The organism is Arthrobacter alpinus, from assembly GCF_001445575.1.
Lineage (GTDB): Bacteria > Actinomycetota > Actinomycetes > Actinomycetales > Micrococcaceae > Specibacter > Specibacter alpinus_C.
The window spans coordinates 3,550,995-3,575,236 of the sequence record NZ_CP013200.1 but is presented as its reverse complement, the minus strand read 5'-3'; the positions used below and the strand labels follow the sequence as shown (position 1 = coordinate 3,575,236).

At 61.2% G+C, this 24,242-nt stretch carries 17 protein-coding genes; all 17 read left to right on the top strand.

From position 1 onward, the window contains the following. Positions 1-7: 7 nt before the first annotated feature. The 17 genes from AS189_RS15995 (at position 8) to AS189_RS15915 (ending at position 24,105) form a co-directional block, all read left to right on the top strand. Entirely contained in the window at positions 8-712 is a 705-nt protein-coding gene (locus tag AS189_RS15995; protein ID WP_062291087.1) for a hypothetical protein, read from the top strand. Continuing rightward, complete coding sequence (locus AS189_RS15990) at positions 709-5,145, top strand: FtsK/SpoIIIE domain-containing protein (protein WP_062291084.1); 4,437 nt, start codon at positions 709-711, stop codon at positions 5,143-5,145. Before AS189_RS15995 ends, AS189_RS15990 begins: the two co-directional genes overlap by 4 nt. A 227-nt stretch (positions 5,146-5,372) precedes the next feature. Beyond that, positions 5,373-5,636, top strand: a complete 264-nt coding sequence (locus tag AS189_RS15985; protein WP_129587134.1) for a hypothetical protein — start codon at positions 5,373-5,375, stop codon at positions 5,634-5,636. A gap of 496 nt (positions 5,637-6,132) precedes the next feature. Then, positions 6,133-6,855, top strand: coding sequence for a hypothetical protein (locus AS189_RS15980; protein ID WP_062291080.1), 723 nt, complete (start codon positions 6,133-6,135; stop codon positions 6,853-6,855). 185 nt (positions 6,856-7,040) lie between these two features. Beyond that, entirely contained in the window at positions 7,041-9,407 is a 2,367-nt protein-coding gene (gene ligA / locus AS189_RS15975) for an NAD-dependent DNA ligase LigA (protein WP_062291076.1), read from the top strand. 12 nt (positions 9,408-9,419) lie between these two features. Continuing rightward, a complete protein-coding gene (locus AS189_RS15970) occupies positions 9,420-10,262 on the top strand; it encodes an inositol monophosphatase family protein (RefSeq protein ID WP_062291073.1) in 843 nt (280 codons plus the stop codon). A gap of 120 nt (positions 10,263-10,382) precedes the next feature. Next, complete coding sequence (locus AS189_RS15965; RefSeq protein WP_202814103.1) at positions 10,383-11,705, top strand: CoA transferase; 1,323 nt, start codon at positions 10,383-10,385, stop codon at positions 11,703-11,705. Positions 11,706-12,183: 478 nt separating this feature from the next. After that, positions 12,184-12,681 (top strand): GNAT family N-acetyltransferase, encoded by a 498-nt coding sequence (locus AS189_RS15960; protein ID WP_062291067.1) that lies wholly within the window; start codon positions 12,184-12,186, stop codon positions 12,679-12,681. An 89-nt stretch (positions 12,682-12,770) separates the two neighbouring features. Continuing rightward, entirely contained in the window at positions 12,771-14,111 is a 1,341-nt protein-coding gene (locus AS189_RS15955) for an LssY C-terminal domain-containing protein (RefSeq protein WP_237759892.1), read from the top strand. A gap of 102 nt (positions 14,112-14,213) precedes the next feature. Beyond that, the gene (gene gatC, locus AS189_RS15950; protein WP_062291064.1) at positions 14,214-14,510 is read left to right on the top strand and encodes an Asp-tRNA(Asn)/Glu-tRNA(Gln) amidotransferase subunit GatC; all 297 of its coding nucleotides are present in this window, start codon (positions 14,214-14,216) and stop codon (positions 14,508-14,510) included. 3 nt (positions 14,511-14,513) lie between these two features. Beyond that, positions 14,514-16,058 (top strand): Asp-tRNA(Asn)/Glu-tRNA(Gln) amidotransferase subunit GatA, encoded by a 1,545-nt coding sequence (gene gatA, locus AS189_RS15945; RefSeq protein ID WP_062291058.1) that lies wholly within the window; start codon positions 14,514-14,516, stop codon positions 16,056-16,058. Beyond that, on the top strand, positions 16,058-17,566 hold the full coding sequence (gene gatB, locus AS189_RS15940) for an Asp-tRNA(Asn)/Glu-tRNA(Gln) amidotransferase subunit GatB (protein ID WP_062291055.1): 1,509 nt from the start codon (positions 16,058-16,060) through the stop codon (positions 17,564-17,566). The genes gatA and gatB overlap by 1 nt, the downstream gene beginning before the upstream one ends. A gap of 561 nt (positions 17,567-18,127) precedes the next feature. Further along, positions 18,128-19,009 (top strand): ABC transporter permease, encoded by an 882-nt coding sequence (locus AS189_RS15935; protein ID WP_062293872.1) that lies wholly within the window; start codon positions 18,128-18,130, stop codon positions 19,007-19,009. Positions 19,010-19,047: 38 nt separating this feature from the next. Beyond that, positions 19,048-19,986 carry a carbohydrate ABC transporter permease gene (locus AS189_RS15930; protein WP_062293870.1) on the top strand — a complete coding sequence of 313 codons (939 nt, stop codon included), beginning with the start codon at positions 19,048-19,050 and terminating at the stop codon, positions 19,984-19,986. A 45-nt stretch (positions 19,987-20,031) separates the two neighbouring features. Continuing rightward, complete coding sequence (locus tag AS189_RS15925) at positions 20,032-21,717, top strand: twin-arginine translocation signal domain-containing protein (RefSeq protein ID WP_062291051.1); 1,686 nt, start codon at positions 20,032-20,034, stop codon at positions 21,715-21,717. 137 nt (positions 21,718-21,854) lie between these two features. After that, positions 21,855-22,868, top strand: a complete 1,014-nt coding sequence (locus AS189_RS15920) for a LacI family DNA-binding transcriptional regulator (RefSeq protein ID WP_062291047.1) — start codon at positions 21,855-21,857, stop codon at positions 22,866-22,868. 19 nt (positions 22,869-22,887) lie between these two features. Then, positions 22,888-24,105: a Gfo/Idh/MocA family protein gene (locus tag AS189_RS15915; protein ID WP_062291044.1), complete on the top strand. Its 1,218-nt coding sequence runs from the start codon at positions 22,888-22,890 to the stop codon at positions 24,103-24,105. Positions 24,106-24,242: the final 137 nt, after the last annotated feature.

Genomic DNA, 24,242 nt, shown 5'->3' with positions numbered 1-24,242 from the left:
TGCCGTCATGGCTGAACTGACCATTGATTTTTGCGGCGAATGGTATGAACCATCGCCCGAGGACGTCTTCAGTATTGGCCGTGAAGGCGATATTGAGGTTGACGATAACCCGTATCTGCACCGGAAATTCCTGGAAGTCAGCAAATATGACGGAATTTGGTGGCTCACCAATGCCGGCACCATGCTCAGTGCCACCATCGCCGACGCTGCCGGTGGCATGCAGGCCTGGATGGCCCCAGGGGCGCGCATCCCACTGGTGTTTGCCCAGACCAACGTGATCTTCACCGCCGGACCCACCACGTACGAGTTCTCCGTGCACTTGGATTCGCCGTCGTTCATGTCCCAGAGCCGCGAAGACGATTCGGCCGGCTCCACCACCATTGGCCCGGTGGTGTTCACCCCCTCGCAGAAGGCGCTGATCGTTGCCTTGGCAGAGCCCATGCTGCGCCGCGAAGGAACAGGTTTTAGCTCCATCCCATCCTCGGCCCAAGCCGCCAAACGGCTGGGCTGGGCCCTGACCCGTTTCAACCGCAAGCTCGATAACGTGTGCGACAAACTGGACCGCGTGGGCGTCGTGGGACTGCGCGGCGGTGGTGGAAAACTAGCTACCAACAGGCGCGCCCGCCTCGTGGAACACGCTGTGACCTCGCACCTGGTCACCTCCGATGACCTGCCCCTGCTGGAAACGCAACGTGGAACGGACGATGAATGAGGCTGCGACTGACGCTTCGGCGCGAACCGCAAGGGGATAAGAACCTCGCTGTGACAGTGGACGGTTTGGCCTCGGTAGGGGATATTGCCACGGAGCTGTACCTCTCCGATCCCTCACGCAAGGGGGCGCAGGCGCCGAAAAACCTGTCCTTGCTGGTGGAGGAATCCATGGTGGGTGGCGTCCGAGGCCGCACCCTGCCGCCGGAGGGCAACTTGCTGGAATCCGGGCTGCGCCCCGGGGCCACGGTTTCACTCACGCAGGTCAGCGAGTCCTTCGCCCTGCCCAATCAGGACCGAGGGCCGGCCGCGGCCACCCTGCGCGTCATGGCCGGCCCAGATGCCGGCAAGGAATTCGCCCTACCGTCGGGCACCAGCTACGTGGGGCGTGATTTTGACGCAGACGTACGGCTCAGCGATCCCATGACCTCAAAGCGACATGCCCGCATCACGGTTGGCGAGACCGTGGAAATTGTGGACACCGGTTCGGCCAACGGGCTCATGATGGAAGGGATTCAGATCTCCCGGGCCATGCTGGGCTCCTCGGATGAGGTGACGCTCGGGGAGACCACTATTTCCGTGGTCAGCCTGGGCCGCGGCTCCCACGCCGGACCTACCAGCCCCTTGGTGGAATTCAACCGCTCGCCGCGTGTGGTGGCGCAATTCAAAATTGAGAAGCAAACCGTCCCGGCGGGCCCGAAGCGGCCACGCCGGGATCGCTTCCCTCTGGTCATGCTGATTGCCCCGATCCTCATGGGTGCCGTCATGTTCGCCGTCACCAAGAGCCTGTTCAGTGTCATCTTCATGGCCATGATGCCGTTGATGATCATTGGTGGTTTTGTGGATCAGAAAGTCAACGCCAAACGCGAACTCCGTGAATCCATTGAGCAGTTCCGTGGCTCCGTCAAGGAGTTCAGGCGCCAAATGACGGCACGTGCGCAGGTTGAGCGTGCCATCCGCCTCGCCGAAAGCCCGTCGACGGCGGAAACCGTTGACGCCATTTACAAGCTGGGCCCGCTGATGTGGACCCACCGTCCCGAACATAGAGCATTTTTGTCCCTGCGTCTTGGTGTTGGCCGCCAGCCCTCACGAACCCCGGTGGAGGTCGGTGACAGTAATGAGACGCTGCCTGAATACATGGCAGAAATTCAGGACCTGAAGACGGAATTCTCCGATATTGACGCTGTCCCGGTGGTGGCACAGTTGCGCAACAGCGGCGCCCTGGGCGTGGCCGGCCCGCGCGGCGTGGTGGACGATGTTGCCCGCGCCCTGGTACTGCAGGCCGTAGGTCTGCACTCACCAGCCGAACTGGCAGTGGCCGCCATGACCTCCGCCGAGTCCAAGCAACGCTGGGAGTGGCTGCAATGGTTGCCCCATGTGGACTCCGTCCATTCCCCGCTGGGCTCGGACCATTTGGCCTCCGGCAGCGGGGCGGCCAGTGTGTTGCTGGCCGCGTTGGAGGACCTCATGGTCACCCGCGGCGTCAACCTTTCCGCCCATGCCGCCGCCCACCGTGGCAGTCAAGACCCGGCCAAGGCAGAAACGCCGGCGCCGGCAACCCCTGTCATGCTGGTCATCATTGAAGACGATGTCAAGGTGGACCGGGCCCGCCTGACGCGCCTGACCGAATATGGTGCAGACGCCGGCATTCACATCATGTGGATTGCCGGTTCCGTGGAAGCCTTGCCGGCTCCGTGCCGCGACTTTGTCCATGTTGCCGAAACCGCCACCACCGGCCAGGTCCGTCTGGGTCAACTGACGTACCCCGTGAGCTGCGAAAGCGTCAGCCTGGACTTGGCGTCCCAGCTGGCCCGCATGATGGCACCCGTGGTTGACTCCGGCACACCGGTCGACGACGATTCTGACCTTCCACGGAGCGTGTCGTATGTGGCACTCGCCGGCCACGATCTGGTGGAAAGCACCTCCGGCATTGCTGATCGGTGGCTGGAGAACAACTCTGTTGCCTCCCGCGCCGTCAAGAACCGCAAGTACCAAGGTTCCCTGCGAGCCTTGGTCGGTTCCAAGGGCGTGGAACCCATGTACCTGGATTTGAAGACCGAAGGTCCGCATGCCCTGGTGGGTGGAACCACAGGCGCCGGAAAGTCCGAGTTTCTGCAGGCGTGGGTCCTGGGCATGGCCGCAGCGTACAGTCCTGACCGGCTCTCCTTCTTGTTCGTTGACTACAAGGGTGGTGCGGCTTTTGCCGACTGCGTGAAACTGCCGCACACCGTGGGGCTAGTAACAGATTTGTCCCCGCACTTGGTGCGCCGGGCGCTGACCTCCCTGCGTGCCGAGCTGCACTTCCGGGAGCACCTGCTGAACCGCAAAAAGGCCAAGGACCTGCTAGCCATGGAGCGGGAAGCAGATCCGGAGACGCCGCCGTCGTTGATCATTGTGGTGGATGAGTTCGCCGCACTGGCCAAGGAAGTGCCGGAGTTCGTTGACGGCGTGGTGGATGTGGCTGCACGTGGCCGCTCACTGGGCTTGCACCTGATCTTGGCCACGCAGCGCCCCTCGGGTGTCATCAAGGACAGCCTGCGCGCCAATACGAATATGCGTATCGCCTTGCGCATGGCCGATGTTGACGATTCTCAGGACATTTTGGGGGAGCCCACCGCGGCGTACTTCAGCCCGTCCATTCCCGGGCGCGGAGCTGCCAAGACCGGACCGGGGCGCATTCAGGGTTTCCAGACCGGTTATGCCGGTGGTTGGACAACGCGCACCCCGCAACGTCCACGCATTGACATTGTGGAGATGGACTTTGGCGCAGGTGCCCCGTGGGAGCAGGAGCTCGCTGTAGCACCTGTGGAGGATTCGGCCGGGCCCAACGACATCGCCAAGGTGGTGGCCAATATTTCCCTGACAGCTGTGGAGTTGGGCATTAAGCCGCCCCGCAAGCCGTGGCTGAGCGAGCTTTCGGAGATCTACGACTTCTCCAAACTGCCCAACTCCCGCACAGATGAGCAGTTGGTGTTGGGTGTCATGGATGATCCGGAACACCAGGCCCAGCCCACTGTATTCTTCGAACCTGACAAGGATGGCAACATGGCCATCCTGGGTGCCAGCGGTTCCGGTAAATCCGCTGCCCTGCGCACCATTGCCGTTGCCGCCGCCATCACCCCGCGCGGTGGTCCCGTGCAGGTGTACGGCATCGATGCGGCCTCCAACGGTTTGCAAATGCTCGAGGCGCTGCCCCATGTGGGCGGCATTATCAATGCCGAGGACGCCGAGCGCGTGGGCAGGCTGCTGCGTTATGTGCGCGGCCTCATCGAGGAGCGCGCCGAAACGTTCGCCGCCGTGAAGGCTGGCAGCATTGCCGAGTACCGCCGCCTAGCCAACAAGCCCAATGAACCACGCATCATTGTCATGGTGGACGGTTTGGCTACCTTCCGGGAGCTGTACGAGTTCCGGGTGGGCATGACCCAGTTCGAAACCCTCCAGCAGATCGCCACTGACGGCCGTCCCATGGGTGTCCACATTGTCATTGCCGGTGACAGCCCAAAGTCGCTCCCGGCGTCGTTGGCCTCCTCCGTGCAGCGCCTACTGGTGCTCCGCATGGCAACAGCGGATGACTATTCCAACCTGGGCCTGCCCCGCGACGTCCTCGACGCCGCATCGCCTCCCGGGCGCGGCATGATCGACGGCGGCGAAATCCAGATGGCGATCTTCGGTGGAACGCCCAACTTGGCTTTGCAGGCGCGTCAGGTGGCCAGCCTGGGCGAGACCATGCGCCGTCAGGGCGTGCCGGCCGCCCCGCGGATCGAATCGCTGCCGGAGAGCCTGGATTTGAACGTGCTCCCCGAAGCAACCCCCGGCAACGTCATCATTGGCGTGGACGATTACAACCTGGAACCGGCCGGACTGCAAGCCAGCGGCGCGCTCATGCTGACCGGGCCGCCGTCGTCCGGGCGCACCACCGCCCTGGTCACCTTGGCGGAGGCGTTCAAACGGTCGACGCCGGGCACTCGCCGCGTGTACTTCGGCTCACGACGATCGGCGGTCGCCAACCTGTCCGTGTGGGACGAGGCCATCGTAACGGCTGCGGCGCTGGAGCCGGAGCTGCAGCGCTTCATCGACCTGGTGGAAAGTGAAACCACACCGGTGGCATTCTTCATTGAGGGGGTCACGGAGTTTGCCGATTCCGAGGCTGAAATGGATCTGGTCACCTTGATCAAATCGGCCATCAAGGCGAACCTCTTTGTGGTGGGCGAAGGCGAGACCTCCACCTGGGCTGCCGCATGGAGCATTGCCGGGCTGTTCAAGTCAGGCCGCCGTGGCCTGCTGCTGAACCCGAGCGACATCGAGGGCGACACCTTGATGAATACCTCGCTGGGCCGGCTGCACAACAATAAGTTTGTCCCGGGCCGCGGTTACGTGGTGGGCCGGGGCAAGGCGTTCAAGCTGCAGGTGGCCACGACCATGGATCACGAGCGGTAGCTGGGGTGGGGCCACGATCGCGAGGGTCCCGCCGTGAGCGTGCGAGCGGCAGGGAGCGGTTGGGTGGGGCCACGATCGCGAGGGTCCCGCCGTGAGCGTGCGAGCGGCAGGGAGCGGTTGGGGAGTTGTCCCCATCGCCCTTTGAAAATGTAGTTGTTAGATTATTAGCAGTCGCCCGGTTGGACAAGCCAGCACAGGGTCTCTTACTTCAGCAAAGGATGTACATCGTGGCAATGATTGGTAACGATCCCCAGGATATGGCAGAACTGGTTTCCAAGTTGGCTCAGGCCATCGACCAGATCACCTCCGCAATGAGCACCTTGGACGGCAAAGCACAGTCCGTTCGCTGGGAAGGCCCTGACGCCAGCCGCTTCAAGGGCACCACCTGGCCCACCTCCAAGAAGCAGCTGAACAACGTCATCAACGATCTGAACCAGGTCAAGTCCGTGGTGAACAAGCAGAAGCAGCAGCAGATCGAAGCCTCGCGCTAGTCCCCAATCCCTCCCTGGTTGCAGCCGCTGGCGCGTCTGCAACCAGGGGCCCTCGGGATTGTGGGCCCAAACGCCGACCTGGCGAGCGTGGGCCGGCATGGCTCCACTCGCCCCATTGGCGCGGGATCCGGACCGGAAAACAACCAGGCGGGGTTCTTTTTTGGGCGCGGGGGTAGTTATTGCCATTCGCACCCGGTCTACCGTGCGCGAATGGCAATAACTACCCCCGTAACCATCAGGGTTGTCCGCAACGGCAGCGAATGACCACAACGCGCCCCTGCCCCACCTCTTGACAACGGCAAGTTACACCCACCAGGCGGCGAGCCCGCCAACCGCGGCCAAGCAATACCCTTGCAGCACGGCAGCAACATGGATAGCTACTTCTGCTTAATTCCCCAGCTTCGGCCTGACCTGGCTCATTACCTTGCGTCAACGGCCGGACACCCGGATCGTCCTGGCCGTCGGTTGGCAGCCTTCGTCAAATAGACTTGCGAGCATGCCTGAAGATTCGCAACCGCCTAGTCCCGTTCAAACCGGCGATTGGGCCTTTCTTCCGCCGGCCATTCCCGGTCCGCCGCAGTTCGTGGAGATTCCGGGTGTGAGGCGCAAACACAAGGCGATGTTCTGGGGCCTGCTTGGGGCCGTCGTGTTGATTTTCCTTTTCGCGGCAGTTGCTGTGGCGGTGAAGGGGGTTTCTTCATGGCAGGACGTGGCCATCCCTCTGATTGCCGTGTCTGCCGGATTTTTTCTGCCCGCGTTCTTTATCGCCATGATGCTCATTCCGACGGTGCTATACATACGCCGTAAGCAGGCTGTGGCCAAGGCTGCCCAGCCCCAGTCGGTCGTCTTCCTGACCCAGAACACGCGCGAGCTCCGTACGGCACTGAAGGCCCTTGGATATGGGCGCAAGCAACTTGGGTTGTTGCCGGTGGTCACGGTTGGTCCGGCAGGAATCGAGCTGCGGCGTTCCACCCGTCCAAGCGCAGCGTGCACCACTTTGCCAGGGGGAAACATCTCCCATATCCACCCCTGCCATTTCATCATTTTCAACGGGCGAAGAAGGTTCCCTGTCCTGACCATGATGGTAAGCCACACCAGTAATGGCCAGCTCATGGAGATTCCATTGCCGATCATGGGGCCCAACGGGCTCATGTTCGCCTACCCGCCTTACGCCAACTTCCTGCTCGGGGCCGTTGGCCGCTATTGCACAGTCGCCTGACCCGGGCGCGGCCCGTCCTGCCATGAACGTTCGGCGACCATTCCGAGCCAGCAGGGAAGATCCTCCGCGGGTGGATGACGCGGGTGGGCCCACGCGTTCGAGGGTCCCACTGCGAGAGACGAGCGGGTGGAGGACGCGGGCAGTGTCCGGATTCATGGTGCTGGTTCGCGCACTGCAGGTCTTGGATGGGGCAAGATAGTAGCGTGAGCAGCGAGAATGCAGTACCCCAGCCAGATTCCACCGAACCAGCCGAAGCCTCCGGCATTGCCGTACCCGCGGACGCCGTCCCGGCAGGCGCCGACAGGGAACGCTACGGCGTCCTGGTGGATGAGATCCAAAAGTATCGGGCAGCGTATTACAACGAGGACGCACCGCTGGTTTCTGACGCGGAGTTCGACGTTTTGTACAGCGAGCTGGAAAAACTGGAGGCACTGCACCCGGAACTGGTGACCAACGATTCCCCAACCCAGCTGGTAGGTGGGGATGTCTCGGTGGCGTTTGCCGCCGTCGACCATTTGGCCCGAATGTATTCGCTGGAAGATGTGTTCTCCCTTGAGGAGCTGGAAGCCTGGCTGGTCAAGGCTGCTGCATCCGTTGAGAAGCAAGGCGGGCAGGCGCCGAAGTGGTTGACCGAGCTGAAGATTGACGGCTTGGCCGTAAACCTGCTGTACCGCGACGGTGTGCTGGTGCGGGCTGCAACGCGCGGCGACGGGACCACGGGCGAGGACATCACACACAATGTGGCCACCATCAAGGACATTCCACAGAAGCTGCACGGGGATAATTTTCCCTCCGAGGTGGAGATTCGAGGCGAGGTTTTCATTGCGTCGAAGGACTTCGCCATTCTGAACGAGCAGATGGTCGGAGCAGGGAAGGCGCCGTTTGCGAACCCCCGCAACTCCGCTGCCGGCTCGCTCCGCCAGAAGGATCCGGCGGAGACGGCAAAACGCCCACTGAGCATGTTTGTCCACGGGATCGGCGCCCGCGAAGGGCTCTCCACCGCAACCCAGTCTGACACTTACGAACTGCTGAAATCGTGGGGCATGCCCATCAGCCCCTACTACAAGGTGCTGGATACGCTGCCCGAGGTCCTGGACTTCATTGCCTACTACGGTGAGCACCGGCATGATTTGATTCACGAGATTGACGGCATTGTGGTCAAGGTGGATGACTTGGCTACGCAGCGCGGGCTCGGCCATACGTCGCGCGTGCCGCGGTGGTCGGTGGCGTACAAGTACCCGCCGGAGGAAGTCCACACCAAACTTCTGGACATCCGGGTGCAGGTGGGGCGCACCGGACGCGTGACCCCCTTTGGCATCATGGAACCGGTATTGGTTGCCGGTTCCACTGTGGAACGGGCAACCTTGCACAACCAGGATGTAGTCAAGGCCAAGGGCGTCATGATTGGCGACATCGTGGTGCTACGCAAGGCCGGGGATGTGATCCCTGAGATCGTGGGCCCCGTCATGGCGCTGCGCGAGGCACAAGATCCGCCCGTGCGTGAATTCGTGATGCCCACACACTGCCCGTCCTGCGGTACCGAATTGGCGCCAGCCAAGGACGGCGATATCGATATTCGCTGCCCCAATACGCAGTCCTGCCCCATCCAGTTGACCGAGCGGGTGGCCCACTTGTCAGGCCGCGGTGGCTTTGACATTGAGGCGCTGGGCTATGAAGCCGCCATGGCGCTGACCTCTGGTCCGGGACCCGACCCAGCCGAGAACGGCGGGGCCATCGCCCCGGCCGGTCCCGGCCCCTTGACGAGTGAAGCGCACGTCTTCGACATCGCCCAACTGGACCTGTCCGGCGTCGTGGTTTGGCGTGAAATTAGGTCCAAGGGGGAGGGAACCGGGCGTTACGCGCAGGTGCCGTACTTCTACACGAAGGCCACCGCGAAGAAGCCGTCGGTACCCACCAAGACCACGGAAAAGCTGTTCGAGGAGCTGGAAAAGGCCAAGAAGGCTCCGTTGTGGCGTGTGCTGGTGGCGTTGTCGATCAGGCATGTTGGGCCCACAGCATCGCGTGCACTGGCCACCCGTTACGGTTCCATGGAAGCGATCCGGGCGGCGTTGGCGGCTCCGGATGCGCGCGAGCAGTTGGCCAATGTTGACGGGGTGGGCGCCATCATTGCCGAGGCGCTGATCGAGTGGTTTGATGTGGATTGGCATCAGGAAATCGTTGCTGCGTGGGCTGCCTCCGGTGTGCTGATGGCAGATGCCGTGGATGAATCCATGCCGCGCACTCTGGAAGGCCTGACCATTGTGGTGACTGGAACATTGCCAACGCTCAGCCGCGACGAAGCCAAGGAAGCCATCATCACTCGAGGCGGAAAAGCGGCCGGATCGGTCTCTAAAAACACCTCCTACGTGGTGGCTGGCGAGGCCGCTGGCACCAAACTGGACAAGGCGGAGGCGCTGGGGGTCCCCGTGCTGGATGAGGAAGCATTCCTGCTTCTTTTGGAATCCGGACCTGTTGCCGCCGCGCTCGCCACCGAGCCTTCCGCTGAGCTCGCTGCTGAGCTTCCCTCTGACCTTCCAACCGAGACCGACTAACAAAGGATCCTCATGAACCCGTCCGCCGTGACCGTCGATGAACTTCTCGAGGTGGCTTTGCGTGCTGCCGCCGCTGGGGCCGCCGTGCTCGCTGTCCGGGACCCGGAGGGTTTCGCAGCTACGGAGAAATCATCCGATGCTGACTGGGTGACAGCCTTCGATGTGGCAGCCGAGAACGCTGTGCGCGCAGTCATTTCCGATGCCCGCCCGCACGATGTCATCACCGGCGAGGAATTGGCCCCCGCGCTTCCGCCCGAGCCGTCGGGGTACCGGTGGAGTATTGACCCGCTCGACGGCACCATGAACTTCATCCGCAACATTGCTTACTACGGCACCTCGGTTGCCGTGATGGGGCCCGACGGCGAATGGTTGGCTGGGGTGGTCAACGCGCCCGCGCTGCGTCGGATCTACTTCGCGTCCCTGGGCGGCGGCGCCTGGCTGGATGAAACTCGTGCAGACGGTGTGCAGTCGGTGCGTCAGCTTCATGGTCCGGTGGAAAAGCGTGGCGGCACCTTGCTATCCACGTCGCTGAGCTACGACACCGATGTGCGGCGGCGCCTGGTGTCTGAATTGAACTCACGGATGGACCACTTTGGCGATTTCCGCCGGCTGGGTTCCGCTGCGCTGGAACTGTGTGGTGTGGCCGACGGATCCGTGGACGCTTACCTGGAATACGGCCTGTTCGAGCATGACTTTGCCGCTGGAGGTCTCATTGCCGAAGAGGCCGGTGCCTGGGTGCACCGTCCGGTGCTGAGCCCTGCTGTCAATGGGCTGCCCACACGAGAAGAAGTGCTCTCCGTTTGGACCGCTGCCTGCGTGCCCGGTTTGGAAGGCGGATTCGCGCCGACGGAGTAAGTCTTGGCGGTTGGGTGATTCGAAACTGCAGATCAGGCGATGACCCGGGCGTTATATCGCATTGGCTGTTGCTGGGAAATGGGGCCGGTTGCTCGCTGGCATGGACGAAAGGGTGTCGCCATGAGAATCACGGGTACAGGGGCGCTTCCTTCGGCGTTTGATGTCACCGGGTTTGCCGTCACCGCTATGGCTGAAGCCGGGCAGGCCGTGACGGATCTGACCCAACGCCTCGGTGCCGCACCTCCGGATGTCTGCGTTGACCGGGATCTGGCTTCGTTCTGGTTCGGTATGTCGTTCACGCCCGTCGGCTGGACGCTGCCACCAGTCTGGGACGTCATCGCCGGCGACTATCGCTGTGCCGACGGCTGGATTCGCCTCCATACCAATGCCCGGCACCACAAGGCCGCCGTCCTGCAGGTGCTCGGGCTGGAATCCGGCGCCGACCGCGCAACGGTGGTTGCCGCCGTCGTGCAGTGGAATGGGGAGGCCTTGGAAAACGCGGTGGTCGCGGCGAACGGCTGCGCGGCGCTGATGCGCTCTCCCGAGGAATGGCGGCAGCACCCGCAGGGGAGGGCGGTGTCGGTCGAACCCTTGATTGCTTGGGGTGATCCGCGGGCCGTTCCAGAACTACGGGACGACTCCGGAGCCTCTGGCCGCTTCCGGCCCGCCACTCCGCGGCGACCATTGAACGGGGTGCGGGTGCTGGATCTGACGCGGATTATTGCCGGGCCGGTTGCTACGCGTTTTCTGGCGTCATTCGGGGCCCAGGTGTTGCGGATTGACCCGCCGGATTGGGAGGAGCCGGTGCTTGAGGCGGAGCTTACGGTAGGCAAACGCTGCGCCAGACTGGACCTGAAATCTCCGGACGGACTGGCGGCGCTTCATGAGTTGCTGGCTGGGGCTGATATTTTCATTCACGGTTACCGGGGCGATGCGCTGGATAACTTGGGCATCTCTGCGGATGTGCTGGCTCGGCGCTATCCAAATCTGATTGATGTGGCGCTGAACGCTTATGGGTGGGGTGGTCCGTGGGCTAACCGCCGCGGCTTCGACTCCCTGGTGCAAATGAGTTGCGGGATTGCCCACCTAGGAATGGCGTACTTCGGCTCGGCGACACCCCACCCCTTGCCGGTTCAGGCGCTCGATCATGCCACGGGGTATTTGTGTGCGGCGGCAGCCATCAACGCGTGGAGCGACCGCCTCGACGGGACAGTGCGCAATGCGAGTCTTTCACTGGCGCGAACTGCGGTGGAGCTGATGCAAACGCCACCCTCGGATCCGGACGCGCCTGCCCCGGAGCTGGATCTTACTGAGTTGGTCCCCGAGAACACCCAGTGGGGTCCCGGGTTGAGGCTGCCTCCAGCGGTCCGAATTTCAGGGACGGAGCCGGTTTTTGACGTGCCGGCGCAAGGCCTGGGTTGGGCCCAACCTCGTTGGATTTAGGCTGTTTCGGAGCTGCTTCGGATGTTAATTTCAAACCGCAGATCAGGCGGTTGATTCAGCGGGTTTGGCTGATTTGGTGGACTTCACCTCGTTCTCACTTCTGTCCTGCAATCGAAACAGCAGATAACGGGGGTGCCGTAGGTGGGTGCCGTTCCAATTGGCAGGTAACGGGGGTGTAAGAGGCCCAGACCCCGTTTACCTGCTGTTTGGAATCACGGAGAAGCCCAGCACCCCCGTTATCTGCTGTTTGGAATCACAGCTGCTGAAGATTCCCGGTCCTGGAGAAGCTCAGGAACCCAGCTGCCGCTGCCGAATTTCTCTAGCAGCACCGCGGTACGGAAGACTTAGGCAGACAAGCTCTGGCGCCGGACCCATGCCAGCAACGGTTCCAGAATCAGCACCGGACAACAGACCCAGAAATCAGTTCCAGGAGTCTGTGCCAGTGACAGCTCCAAGAAACTACCAGAAAGCCATATGTATGAGCACCACAGTTCGCCCCATCACCGAAGACGACTACGACGCCGTTGCCCGGATTACGGCCGATGCCTACCTCGGGGCAGGGTACTTTGACAGTGCCGAGTACCCGTACATGAAACAGATCATGCGGGTGGGGGAGCGGGCGGCTGCGGCGCCCATGATCGTGGCGGAGCGGGACGGGGTGGTGATCGGCTCGGCGACGCTGGCCGTATACGGTGATGTCTGGGCGGACATCGCACTCGAAGATGAGCTCGAATTCCGGCTCCTCGTAGTGGACCCGGCGGTGCAGCGCAGCGGTGCCGGCCGCAAGATGGTGGAGTGGATCCTGGAGCATGCCCGTGGCCTCGAAGGCATCCGGGCCGTGAGCCTGACCACTGGCGACGACTGGCACACAGCCCACGCGCTGTACCAAAAACTGGGGTTTACTCGCGCTCCGGCGCGTGATTGGCCCATCCCGGAGAACGGCAAGATGTTGCGGGTCTACCGGATGGCACTTTAGACGCGGCAGTATGATGTCCGTATGTGTCATGGTGTGTACAAAGCAACCGTCCCGGGGTGCCTGAATTGAGCGCGCCATTGAAGCCAAAAGTGGCCGGCAGAAATTGGCGGTCCCGGCGCCGATCCTTCAGTTCCATCGTGGACTACGCGGCGTTCATTTTTGGCGCGTTCGCAGCACTCTGGCTGGCCTACCTGGTGTTATCCGAAGGCCTCTTCAATGGCTGGTACATGGTCCCGTTCTTGTTCCTGTTCTGGATGGTGCTGGCGTATTTGGTGTTGCCGCGGCTCCACCGTATTTTGACCAAAATATACGTGCCCGACTACTTCATCGGCCGGGCGCGGACCAGCGACGGACTCTTGGGAGATCCGATCAACCTGGCCATCGTGGGCAGCGAGGCGCAGTTGCATGAGGCGATGACTCGGGCCGGCTGGATCCGGGCGGATCCGGTTACCCTGCGTTCGAGCTGGCGCATCATCACCTCCACGCTCCTGAAACAAAGCTACGATGAAGCCCCCGTCAGCCCGCTGCTGCTCTTCGGACACACACAGGATTTGGCCTATCAAAAGGAAGTGGCCGGCAATCCCGCCAAACGCCACCATGTCCGGTTCTGGCGTTGCCCCGACGGTTGGATGCTCCCGGGCGGGCACCGCGCCGATTGGATGGCGGCCGGCACCTTTGACCGGGCCGTGGGTTTCTCCATCTTCACCCTGCAGATCACGCACAAAATTGCCCCCGACACCGACCGGGAACGCGACCATATTGTGCACTCGATCCAAGAGGGCGGCCCCGATATAGAGCTGCGTGTCATCAAGGACTTCTCCAGCGGCTATCACTCTCGTAACGGGGGAGGGGACACCATTGTTACCGATGGGGACCTGCCCGTGGTCGACGTCGGACATCTCACGATCCCGCCCGACGGCAACCCGCTGGGGCCGGACACCGATGCCCGGCGTGCGGAAGAGGCGAACAGGCGCCCCACTCCCACCACTCTTGGTGTGCTGCTGATGGCCCTTCGTTTTGTGGTGGGGATCGTGACTATTGGCTTGATGGTCAAGGACTGGAACACGGCTGTGGCCAGCACCGCCTCCAGCTTTAACACAGTGGATCAGCAAACCATCAGTGCATTACTGATGGTGGTCATTGGAATCTCCGCCATTGCCTTCCTGATCTACGGGCTGCTGGCCGTGTTAATTCTTCGCGGCAGCAATTGGGCGAGAATTGCCACCTTGGCCTTTAGCGTTGGCTTCGTTATTCAGGCTGCCTTCACGCTTTTGCACGGCGAAAACGTCTCGCTGTCGGAAGATCCACTGGGTTTGCCGCTGGATATTTTGGTACTGCTGGCACTTTCCGCCCGCAGCTCCCGCCTCTGGGCCCGGCGCCCCAAGGCGGGCAGCCCCAAGACTGAACCCTCCCAAAAGCGCCAAGGCTGAGCCCGTAACAGAGACAGGCATCTCCTAGTAGGCGGGATTTAGGCTCTGCCATGCGAGATAAGCTAGTGGGGATAACTTTTTTCTTTTTTGTAGGGGAGATCCATGGCTGCGATCAACCGTGACGACGTGGCGCACTTGGCGCAACTGGCTCACATCGAGATGAGTGACGAGGAACTGGACCGCATGGCCACCGAGCTGGCAGTAATTGTGGATTCAGTCAAGAGCGTCAGCGAGGCTGCAGGGGCGGACGTACCTGCCACCTCGCACCCAATTCCGCTGACCAACGTCATGCGCGAAGACGTTGTGGGCCATGTGCTCACCGTCGAAGAAGCACTCTCGGGTGCCCCGGACGCATCTGACGGCCGTTTCAAGGTTCCCGCAATCCTGGAGGAGAGCTAATCCATGAGTGCATCTGAATTGATCCGTTCCAGCGCCGCCGTCATGGCAGCAAAGCTGGCCACCGGCGAAATTACTTCCGTTGAGCTGGTCCAGGCTCACCTTGACCGCATTGCCGAGATCGACGGCGGTGAGCGCGGCATCCACGCGTTCTTGCACGTTAACGGTGAAGAGGCGCTCGCCGTCGCTGCCGATGTTGACGCGCGCCGCGCCGCTGGCGAGGAGCTCCACGAGCTCGCCGGTGTGCCGATCGCCATCAAGGACTTGATCGTGACGAAGGGCCAGCCCACCACTGCTGCCTCCAAGATCCTCGAGGGCTGGATGAGCCCCTACGACGCCACAGTGATCAAGAAGATCCGTGCCGCTCGTATGCCGATGCTGGGTAAGACCAACCTCGATGAGTTCGCCATGGGGTCCTCCACGGAGCACTCCGCCTACGGCCTCACCCGCAACCCCTGGGACCTTGACCGGATCCCCGGCGGTTCCGGCGGTGGCTCGGCCGCTGCTGTGGCCGCCTTCGAAGCTCCTCTGGCACTGGGTACCGACACCGGTGGCTCCATCCGCCAGCCGGGCTCGGTCACCGGAACCGTTGGTGTGAAGCCCACCTATGGTGCGGTTTCGCGGTACGGTGCCATCGCCATGGCGTCCTCGCTGGATCAGATTGGCCCGGTTTCGCGCACGGTGCTGGACTCGGCACTGCTGCAGGAAGTCATTGGCGGCTACGACCCCCAGGACTCCACCTCCCTGACCGATCCCTCCACTGGCCTCGCCGACGCCGCCCGCTTGGGCAACGTCAAGGGCATGAAGATTGGTGTCATCAAGGAACTGCACGGCGAGGGCTTCCAAGCCGGCGTCGAGAACCGTTTCAACGAATCTCTGGAACTCTTGCGCGAAGCAGGTGCGCAGATCGTAGAGGTTTCCTGCCCCAACTTCGGTTACGCCTTGGGTGCCTACTACCTGATCATGCCGAGTGAGGCGTCTTCTAACCTTGCCAAGTTCGACGGCGTGCGCTTTGGTGCGCGCACGTTGCCCACCGAAGGCCCGCTCACCATTGAGCGCGTCATGGGTGCCACTCGCGCCGCCGGTTTCGGTGCTGAAGTCAAGCGCCGCATCATCTTGGGAACCTATGCTTTGAGCGCCGGTTACTACGATGCTTACTACGGCTCTGCCCAGCGTGTGCGCACCCTGGTGCAGCGCGACTTCGAAGCTGCCTTCGAGCAGGTTGACGTGCTGATTTCCCCGACCACGCCCACCACGGCGTTCAAGCTGGGCGAGAAGCTCGATGACCCGCTGTCCATGTACCTGCAGGACGTTGCCACCATTCCGGCAAACCTGGCTGGCATCCCCGGGTTGACCTTGCCCGGTGGCTTGGCAGACGAAGATGGCCTGCCGGTGGGCATCCAGCTGCTGGCTCCGGCCCGCGAGGACGCCCGCGTTTACCGTGTTGGTGCTGTTTTGGAATCCCTGCTCGAGGCCAAGTGGGGCGGCCCTATGCTGAACCAGGCCCCCGAGCTCGCTACCACAGCTGTTGCAGCCGAGGAGGCTAACTAATGAACACTGAAACCATTTTGAGCTTCGAAGAAGCCATGGAAAAGTACGAGCCCGTTCTCGGGTTCGAGGTTCACGTCGAGCTGAACACCAAGACCAAGATGTTCTCCTCCGCACCCAACGTGTTTGGCGACGAGCCCAACACGAACGTCAACGAAGTGTGCCTGGGTCTGCCCGGCGTGCTGCCGGTGGTGAACAAGAAGGCTGTCGAGTCATCGATCTTGATCGGCTTGGCGCTGAACTGCAAGATTGCCCCGCACAGCACCTTTGCGCGCAAGCAGTACTTCTACCCGGACACTCCGAAGAACTTCCAGACTTCTCAGTACGATGATCCCATCTGCTACGACGGCTGGATCGACATTGAGCTCGAGGACGGCACCGTTTTCCATGTCGAGATCGAACGCGCTCACATGGAAGAGGACGCCGGAAAGCTGACCCACATGGGTGGCTCCACGGGCCGCATCCAGGGCGCCGACTTCTCCCTGGTGGACTACAACCGTTCAGGTGTGCCGCTGGTGGAAATCGTCACCAAGACTATTGAAGGCGCCGGCTCACGTGCCCCCGAGCTGGCCAAGGCGTACGTTGCGGCCATCCGTGAAATCGTGAAGAACCTGGGCGTTTCCGAGGCGAAGATGGAGCACGGCAACGTCCGTTGCGACGCCAACGTTTCCCTGCGCCCGCACGGCCAGGAGAAGCTCGGTACCCGTACCGAGACGAAGAACGTGAACTCTCTGCGCGCCGTCGAGAATGCCGTGAAGTTTGAGATCCAGCGTCACGCTGCTGTTCTTGACTCCGGTGTGGCGATCACGCAGGAAACCCGTCACTGGCATGAGGACACCAAGTCCACCACCTCGGGCCGTCCCAAGTCTGACGCTGACGATTACCGCTACTTCCCGGAACCGGATCTGGTGCCTATCGTCACCAGCGCCGCCTGGGTTGAAGAACTCCGGGCCACCTTGCCCGAGCCGCCGGCCGAGCGCCGTAAGCGTCTGCAGGCTGACTGGGGTTACTCGGATCTGGAGTTCCGCGACGTTGTCAACGCCGGCCTCATGGACGAGATTGAAGAGACCATTGCCGCCGGTGCCACCGCCGCAGCAGCGCGCAAGTGGTGGATGGGCGAGATCGCACGTCGTGCCAAACTGGCCGACGTTGACCCCGCAGCGCTGGGTGTCACTCCCGCCGTCGTGGTTGAGATTGAGAAGCTCATCGCCTCAGGTGCCATCAATGACAAGTTGGCCCGCAAGGTGCTCGACGGCGTCCTTGAGGGAGAGGGCACGCCCACCGAGGTTGTGGCAAAGCGCGGCCTCGCCGTGGTCTCCGACGACGGTGCTCTCCAGACCGCGATCGATGAAGCATTGGCCGCCCAGCCAGACGTTGCCGACAAGATTCGTGGCGGCAAGGTTCAGGCCGTTGGCGCCATTGTTGGTGGCGTTATGAAGGTGACTCGCGGACAGGCCGACGCCGGCCGCGTGCGCGAGCTGATCCTCAAGACGCTTGGTGTCGAAGGGTAACTTTCGCCTCGGTGGTCGTGACCCCGGCGGCGGACCGGCATGCCCTCGGCTGCTATCTGACCGACGGCCGCGGGCGGCCTTACAGTCTCCTTTACGCAGCCTACGGAAACACCGGCTCCGCCGCTTGGGTTTTCGACATCTGCGCCCGATCCCGCTTTCCACACCCGATATCCCGGGCGCGGAAGGCGGGATCGGGCGCTTTTTTGCGTTTGCAGACCGGGCTTGATGATTTTTAGTGACGGATTGAAAAGAATATTCCCCAACATCTTGCATATGTGACTGCCCTCACTTATCGTTGTTAATCGGTTAACTAATGAGTGTCGAAACCACCAATTTGGTGCTGAGGCACGGGAATATGCCGTTCCACAAAGATCAGGAGTACCTATGAGTCAGCTGCAACAGGAGTCGGCGGAGCAACTTGCCGCGTCCGTTGAACGTCCCGGGGCTGCCGCTGTCAGCCAGGGCAAGCCGGGAAAAAAGTCCGGCAAGGGCCGCCAGCAGCAAGCGGACATCCCGCTGCGAAAAATCTCTTGGCAGACTCGTTTGCGCAGGGATCGGCAGATGCTCCTGATGATGATTCCAGGCGTGGCATTTCTAGCCTTGTTCTTTTACATCCCCATCCTGGGTAACGTCATTGCCTTCCAGGACTACCAGCCGTTCCTAGGCATCTCGGGCAGCGACTGGGTGGGGCTTGCGAACTTCGTGGATCTGTACTTCAACCCGGATTTCTGGGTGGCACTGCGCAACACCATCGTGTTGGCAGTATGGCAGCTGGTCTTGTTCTTCCCCGTACCACTGGGCCTGGCGTTGATCGTTGACTCGCTCGTGAGCAACAAGCTTCGTCGCTGGTTCCAATCACTGGTCTACCTGCCGCACTTCCTTTCATGGGTGCTCGTGATTGCCTTGTTCCAGCAGGTCCTCGGAGGCGCCGGCCTGGTCAACAACACCTTGCGTGATCTGGGGATGGACACCGTTCCCTTCATGACCAACCCAGACACCTTCCCGCTCTTGGCTACCATCCAGCTGGTCTGGAAAGACGCAGGCTGGGCCATGATCATCTTCCTCGCCTCACTGGCCTCCATCGATGGCTCGCTCTACGAAGCCGCAGCGGCCGACGGCGCTGGAAGGTGGCGCCGCATGTGGCACATCACCCTTCCAGGACTGCGCTCCATCATTGTGCTCCTGTTGATTCTGCGCATCGGAGACATTCTCAGCGTCGGCTTTGAGCAGTTCCTGCTGCAGCACGATGCCGTAGGAGCCGGGGCATCCGAAGTCTTGGATACCTTCACCTACTTTGCCGGAGTTGTTGGCGGCGGGTGGAGCGCCGGTGCGGCAGCAGGACTCGCCAAGGGCGTGGTGGGCGCACTCTTAATCTTTGCGGCAAATAAGGTGGCCCACCGCCTTGGTGAACCCGGAATCTTCCAGAAGAAGGTGGGTTCATGAGCACTCAGACAATCACCGCATCCACCAAGGAGAGCAGCATGACGGCAACATTGTCCGGCCGACGCGCCACTAAACGCCTGAACAAGCAGCTGAGCTTCAATCCCGGAAGACCCGCCTGGAAGGAGCCGGCCTCACCCCTCTACGGCACCATCAAGGCCATCATCATCGGAGGGATCAGCCTCTCCATCGTCATCCCGCTGCTTCTCGTCATCTCCACATCCTTGGCGGACGACGAACAGTTGATAGCGGCCGGCGGATTCGTACTCTGGCCAACACATCCCAGTTTCGCCGCATATCAGGCCATCTTCAGCGGAGAATTCATGATCCGGGCGCTGGGAGTGAGCGCGTTCATCACCGCGATCGGCACCTTCCTCGCGCTGTTCATCACCATCACGATGGCATACGCCACGAGCCGACCGGTCATGCTGGGTCGCCCCGTGCTGCTCTTGGTCCTGTTCACGCTATTGTTCGCCCCAGGATTGATCCCCATGTTTTTGATGGTCAAGCAACTGGGACTGCTGAACACCGTTTGGTCGCTGATTCTGCCCGGCACCTTTGCGGCCTTCAACTTTGTAGTGATGCGTTCCTTCTTCATGAATATTCCTGCTGAATTGATTGAGGCTGCCCGGATTGACGGTGCCAGCGATTTCATGATCCTGCGCAAGATCGTCCTGCCACTGTCCAAGGCCGTGATCGCCGTGGTTGGCCTGTTCTATGCCGTTGGATTTTGGAACGCGTTCTTCAACGCCATGCTCTACATCAACGATCAGACCCTGTATCCAGTCCAGCTCGTCCTGCGCAACTACGTAGTTCAGGGCGGATCGATGGCCGAAGCCATCGGTGTGACGTCCACGCCACCGCCGCAATCTATGCAGATGGCCATCGTAGTGGTGGCCCTCCTGCCCATTCTTATCGTCTATCCATTCCTACAAAAGCACTTCACGAAGGGCGTTATTACCGGCGCCATCAAGGGTTAGTCAGTTCAAAACTTTTACAACTTTGACAAGAGAAAGTGGTTTACCATGAAGCGTTCTATCAACACTGTTGGGATTTCACGACGTAACTTCCTCGGACTTGCCGGTATCTCGGTGGCCGCGGTGGCCCTAAGCGGGACACTGTCGGCTTGCAATGGCGGTGCCGGAGGGAAGAGTGGCGGTGCCGAAGCATCTAAAGCGGTGGTCTTGCCAACGTATAAGGAATTCACCGACGTGGTGGCTGACCTGCCCGGAAATGCCGAGGGTTTGGAAGCTGGTTTCATCAACATGCCAAAGCCGGTGGCTTCCACAACGGCCAAACCACTCACCGGCCCGGTCAGTGTGCTCTCCGAGACGTTTGAAATCATGGCCCCGGCCATGCCGGACAACCCTTTCTGGCAGCGGCTGAACACGTCGCTGGGCGGGGAATTCAATATGCAGATTGTTGAGGATACGGGCGACGGTTACCCGGCCAAGTTTGCTACGATTCTTGCCGGTGACACACTGCCGGACCTGATGTGGATCCCGCCGAACCAGGGTCTGCCTAATGTGGGTGCGATGCTCGAAGCGAAGTTTGAAGACCTCACGCCTTATCTCTCCGGCGATGCCGTTCTTGAGTACCCCAACCTGGCGGCGCTCAAGCCCGATTCCTGGCGAACCGCCGTCGTCAATGGAAAAATCTGGGGAGCACCCATCCCCAGCACACCCTTTGGACAGGTGATGCTCGGAACCAAGGCAACATGGTCCAAGGTTGGCGGGCTCAATGCCAAGGATGCCGACGAATTCTTCGACAAAATCAAGGAACTCAGCAACCCCTCGAAGCAGCAGTATGCTTTGGAGCCGGCCTACGTCAACGTCCTGAACATCATGACCCAATGCCTCGGTGCGCCAAATGGCTGGGCGGTCAACGAGGATCGGAGCCTGACTCATCTGTATGAGACCGAGGCCTATGTTGCCGGTCTGGAATACGTGGCCAAGCTCTTCGCAGCCGGTGCCTTCTACCCGGACGTCAACATGACAAACACCAAGACCCGGATCGTCAATGGTTCCTTGGGTGCCATGGTGGTTTCGGGGCCGCGCGATGTGGGCACGTTCCGCGCCCTGGATGCCGACGCTGACATCGAGCTCTTGGTTCCTTTCAGCTTTGATGGGAAGCTCACCCCGAGCTACAACATGGGTTACGGGACCGTCGGGTTTACGGCATTCAAGAAGACCGATGAAAAGCGCATCAAGGAACAGTTGGCCCTCGTCAACTGGCTTTCGGCACCGTTTGGCACCGAGGAATACCTGGAAAAGAACTACGGCGTTGCCGGCAAGGACTTCGACTTCGATGCAGACGGCAACCCGATCCTGAATGCCGAGGGGCTCAAGAATCTTCCCGGCGTGGTGAGCGCGCTGAATATCATGACGGCCCCGGAGCGCGTGAACTTCAACCCGGGCTTCCCGGATGTCACGAACTATGTGTACGAGGCAGAGAAGAAGCTGCTGGAATTTGCCTGGCGCAATCCCACCAACGGTTCCTACTCCGATACCAACGCTAAGGTCGGCCCCAAGATCACGAAGATCATTCGCGATAAGACCGTCGACATCATCACAGGGCGGGCCAAGGTCTCAGAGCATGCCGAGGTGCTCAAGCGGTGGAAGTCTGAAGGTGGCGACAAGATCCGTGAGGAGTACCAGGCCGATCTGAATGTGGAAGCGCCTGTCTTTACGCTGCAGACGCCGTCAAAGTAACCAAAAGCGTTATCGCGGGTTGTCGACACGCCGCTCCGGGGCGTCGACAACCAACACGGCTAGAGCTCCGTTGGCAATAAGTTAGTAGAAATAACAAATGCGGGCGGCAGACAGTCCTCGAGGAGGAGAGTAACAGCATGATTCGGCCCACCATCAAGACCGTTGCAGCTGAGGCTGGCGTATCGACCGCGACGGTTTCTTATGTCCTTGCCGGACGGACCAAAAGTAATGGTTCGGGGATTTCTGCCAGCACCGCCGAACGGGTTCAGGCAGCCGCACTGAAGGTTGGCTACCGGCCCAATCAGGCTGCTCGAACCATTCGAACCGGCAAGTCCAACCTGATGATGTTGTCGTTGACAATGCTTTCGGACCCTTGGTCGTTGTCGGTGAGTAAGGCCGTGGGGGCTGCCGTTGCCAGTGCAGGCATAACGCCCATGATCCTGGCTGATACGGATTGGCGTACGGCCATTAAGCGCCAAAGTGCCGATGTCATTTTCATTGATGCCGCGGAGCAGGACGGTGACGCCGAATTGTTGGCGGAGCTGGCCCGCAACAGCCGGCTGGTGGTGTTCAGCGAGACGCTAGAGCCCAACGGCTTTGACGTGATTCGTTCCGTGGCCGGCGGCAGCCTGAATGAGGCCATGGACCATCTGACGGCGCAGCACACAAAGGTGGCATGCCTGACCTCCCGGAAAAGCATGCGGGTGCCCTATTCGACGAGGTACGGCGCATATCTCTCGGGGCTGCGCAGGGCAGGGATTTCTTTCCGGGAGGACTATGTGGCGCCCTTCGACGGCGACGAATTAAGTGCCTACGAGGCGGCCGTTAGCCTCTTGAGTCAGCCCGATCCGCCCACGGCAATTTTTGCCACCTCCGACTTTGTTGCCATGGCGGCCATCAACGCGGCCCAGCGGATGCGGTTGTGTGTCCCCGATGATCTGGCCGTTGTGGGGGTCGGTAACACCCTCCAAGGTGAGGCGATGGAGCCGTCGTTAACCAGCGTGGGACCCGTCGACTTCTTCAATAGCTTGGCTAAATTTCTGGTGGAACGGGCCTCCGACGAGTCCGCGCCACACCAGGTGCTGGAGTTCCCATGGCAACTCTTTGCCCGTGATTCCGCGCCGCTTACACCTATAACTTTTGAGCGTTAGTTTAGAGAAAAGACATATTATGACAGATGTAGTTCAGGAACGTCCGGACACGGTTCCGGCGGTTAGAGATATGCGCGTGGGCATTGTTGGCTTCGGCCTGCGAGCCTCATTGTGGCGGCATGTGCATAAACCCGGTCAGGGTTCCGAAGTGGTCATGGTGTGTGACGTGTCCGAGCGTGGGCGCTCCGATGCTACCGAGCGGATTCCGACGGCGATCATCACCTCCAGCCTCGAGGAGCTGCTGAGCGCCGAGCTCGACGCCGTGCTGGTTCTGACGCCGGATAACCGGCATGCCGAGATTGCCGTGCAGACCTTGCGGGCGGGAATTCCCACCTTCTGCGAAAAGCCCCTGGATGTGACCGTGGAAGCCGCGGACTCGATTCTGGCGGCGGCCTATGAATCCCGAACCCGACTCTATGTGGGACACAATATGCGCCACATGCCGGTGGTCGTCCAAATGCGCGAGGTCATCGAGTCGGGACAGATCGGCGAGGTAAAGGCCATCTGGTGCCGGCATTTCGTGGGCAACGGCGGCGACTACTACTTCAAGGATTGGCATGCCGAGCGAGCCAATACGACGAGCCTGTTGCTGCAAAAAGGTGCCCATGACATTGATGTGATCCACTGGCTAGCCGGGGGATATTCCACGCGGGTATCCGCGATTGGGGACCTGGCTGTTTACGGTGATGTCACCAGCCGTCGGGACAACACCGACAGGCGTATGGGGGACTGGTTCTCGCTCGATAATTGGCCGCCCGCGGAGCAGACAGATCTCAACCCGATCATCGATGTTGAGGACATTTCCATGATGCAGATGGTGCTCGACAACGGAGTCTTGGCGTCCTATCAGCAGTGCCATTTCACGCCCGACTACTGGCGCAACTACATGGTCATCGGGACGAAAGGCAGGATGGAAAACTTTGGCGATAGCCCAGGTGATGTCATCAAGGTGTGGACGAGGCGCTCACAAAATGGCTTCGTGACGCCGGATACGGAAATTGAAATTCGCGACGGCGAGGGTGGCCATGGTGGAGCTGATCCGCTGTTGATTGCCGAGTTCCTGCGCTTTGCCCGGGAGGGCGGCGTCACCGAGACCTCACCGATTGCCGCCCGCGAAGCTGTTGCGGCCGGTGTCCTGGCTGCACAGTCGCTGCGATCCGGAGGAGGCGCCTTGGATATTCCACCGCTGCCCGGAGCGTGGATTGAGTACTTCAACGCCGGACAGCCCGCGCGCTAAGCCGCCGCTCCTAAAGATGGGGGGCGGTTGGCGGTTGTTCGCCCTAGCATCCGGGGTAACTCATAATGGACTGGGCTGCAGTGTTGCCCACTGCGCCGCAGGCATTTCCAGTCAAGATCCAGTGAACCCATGAAGGA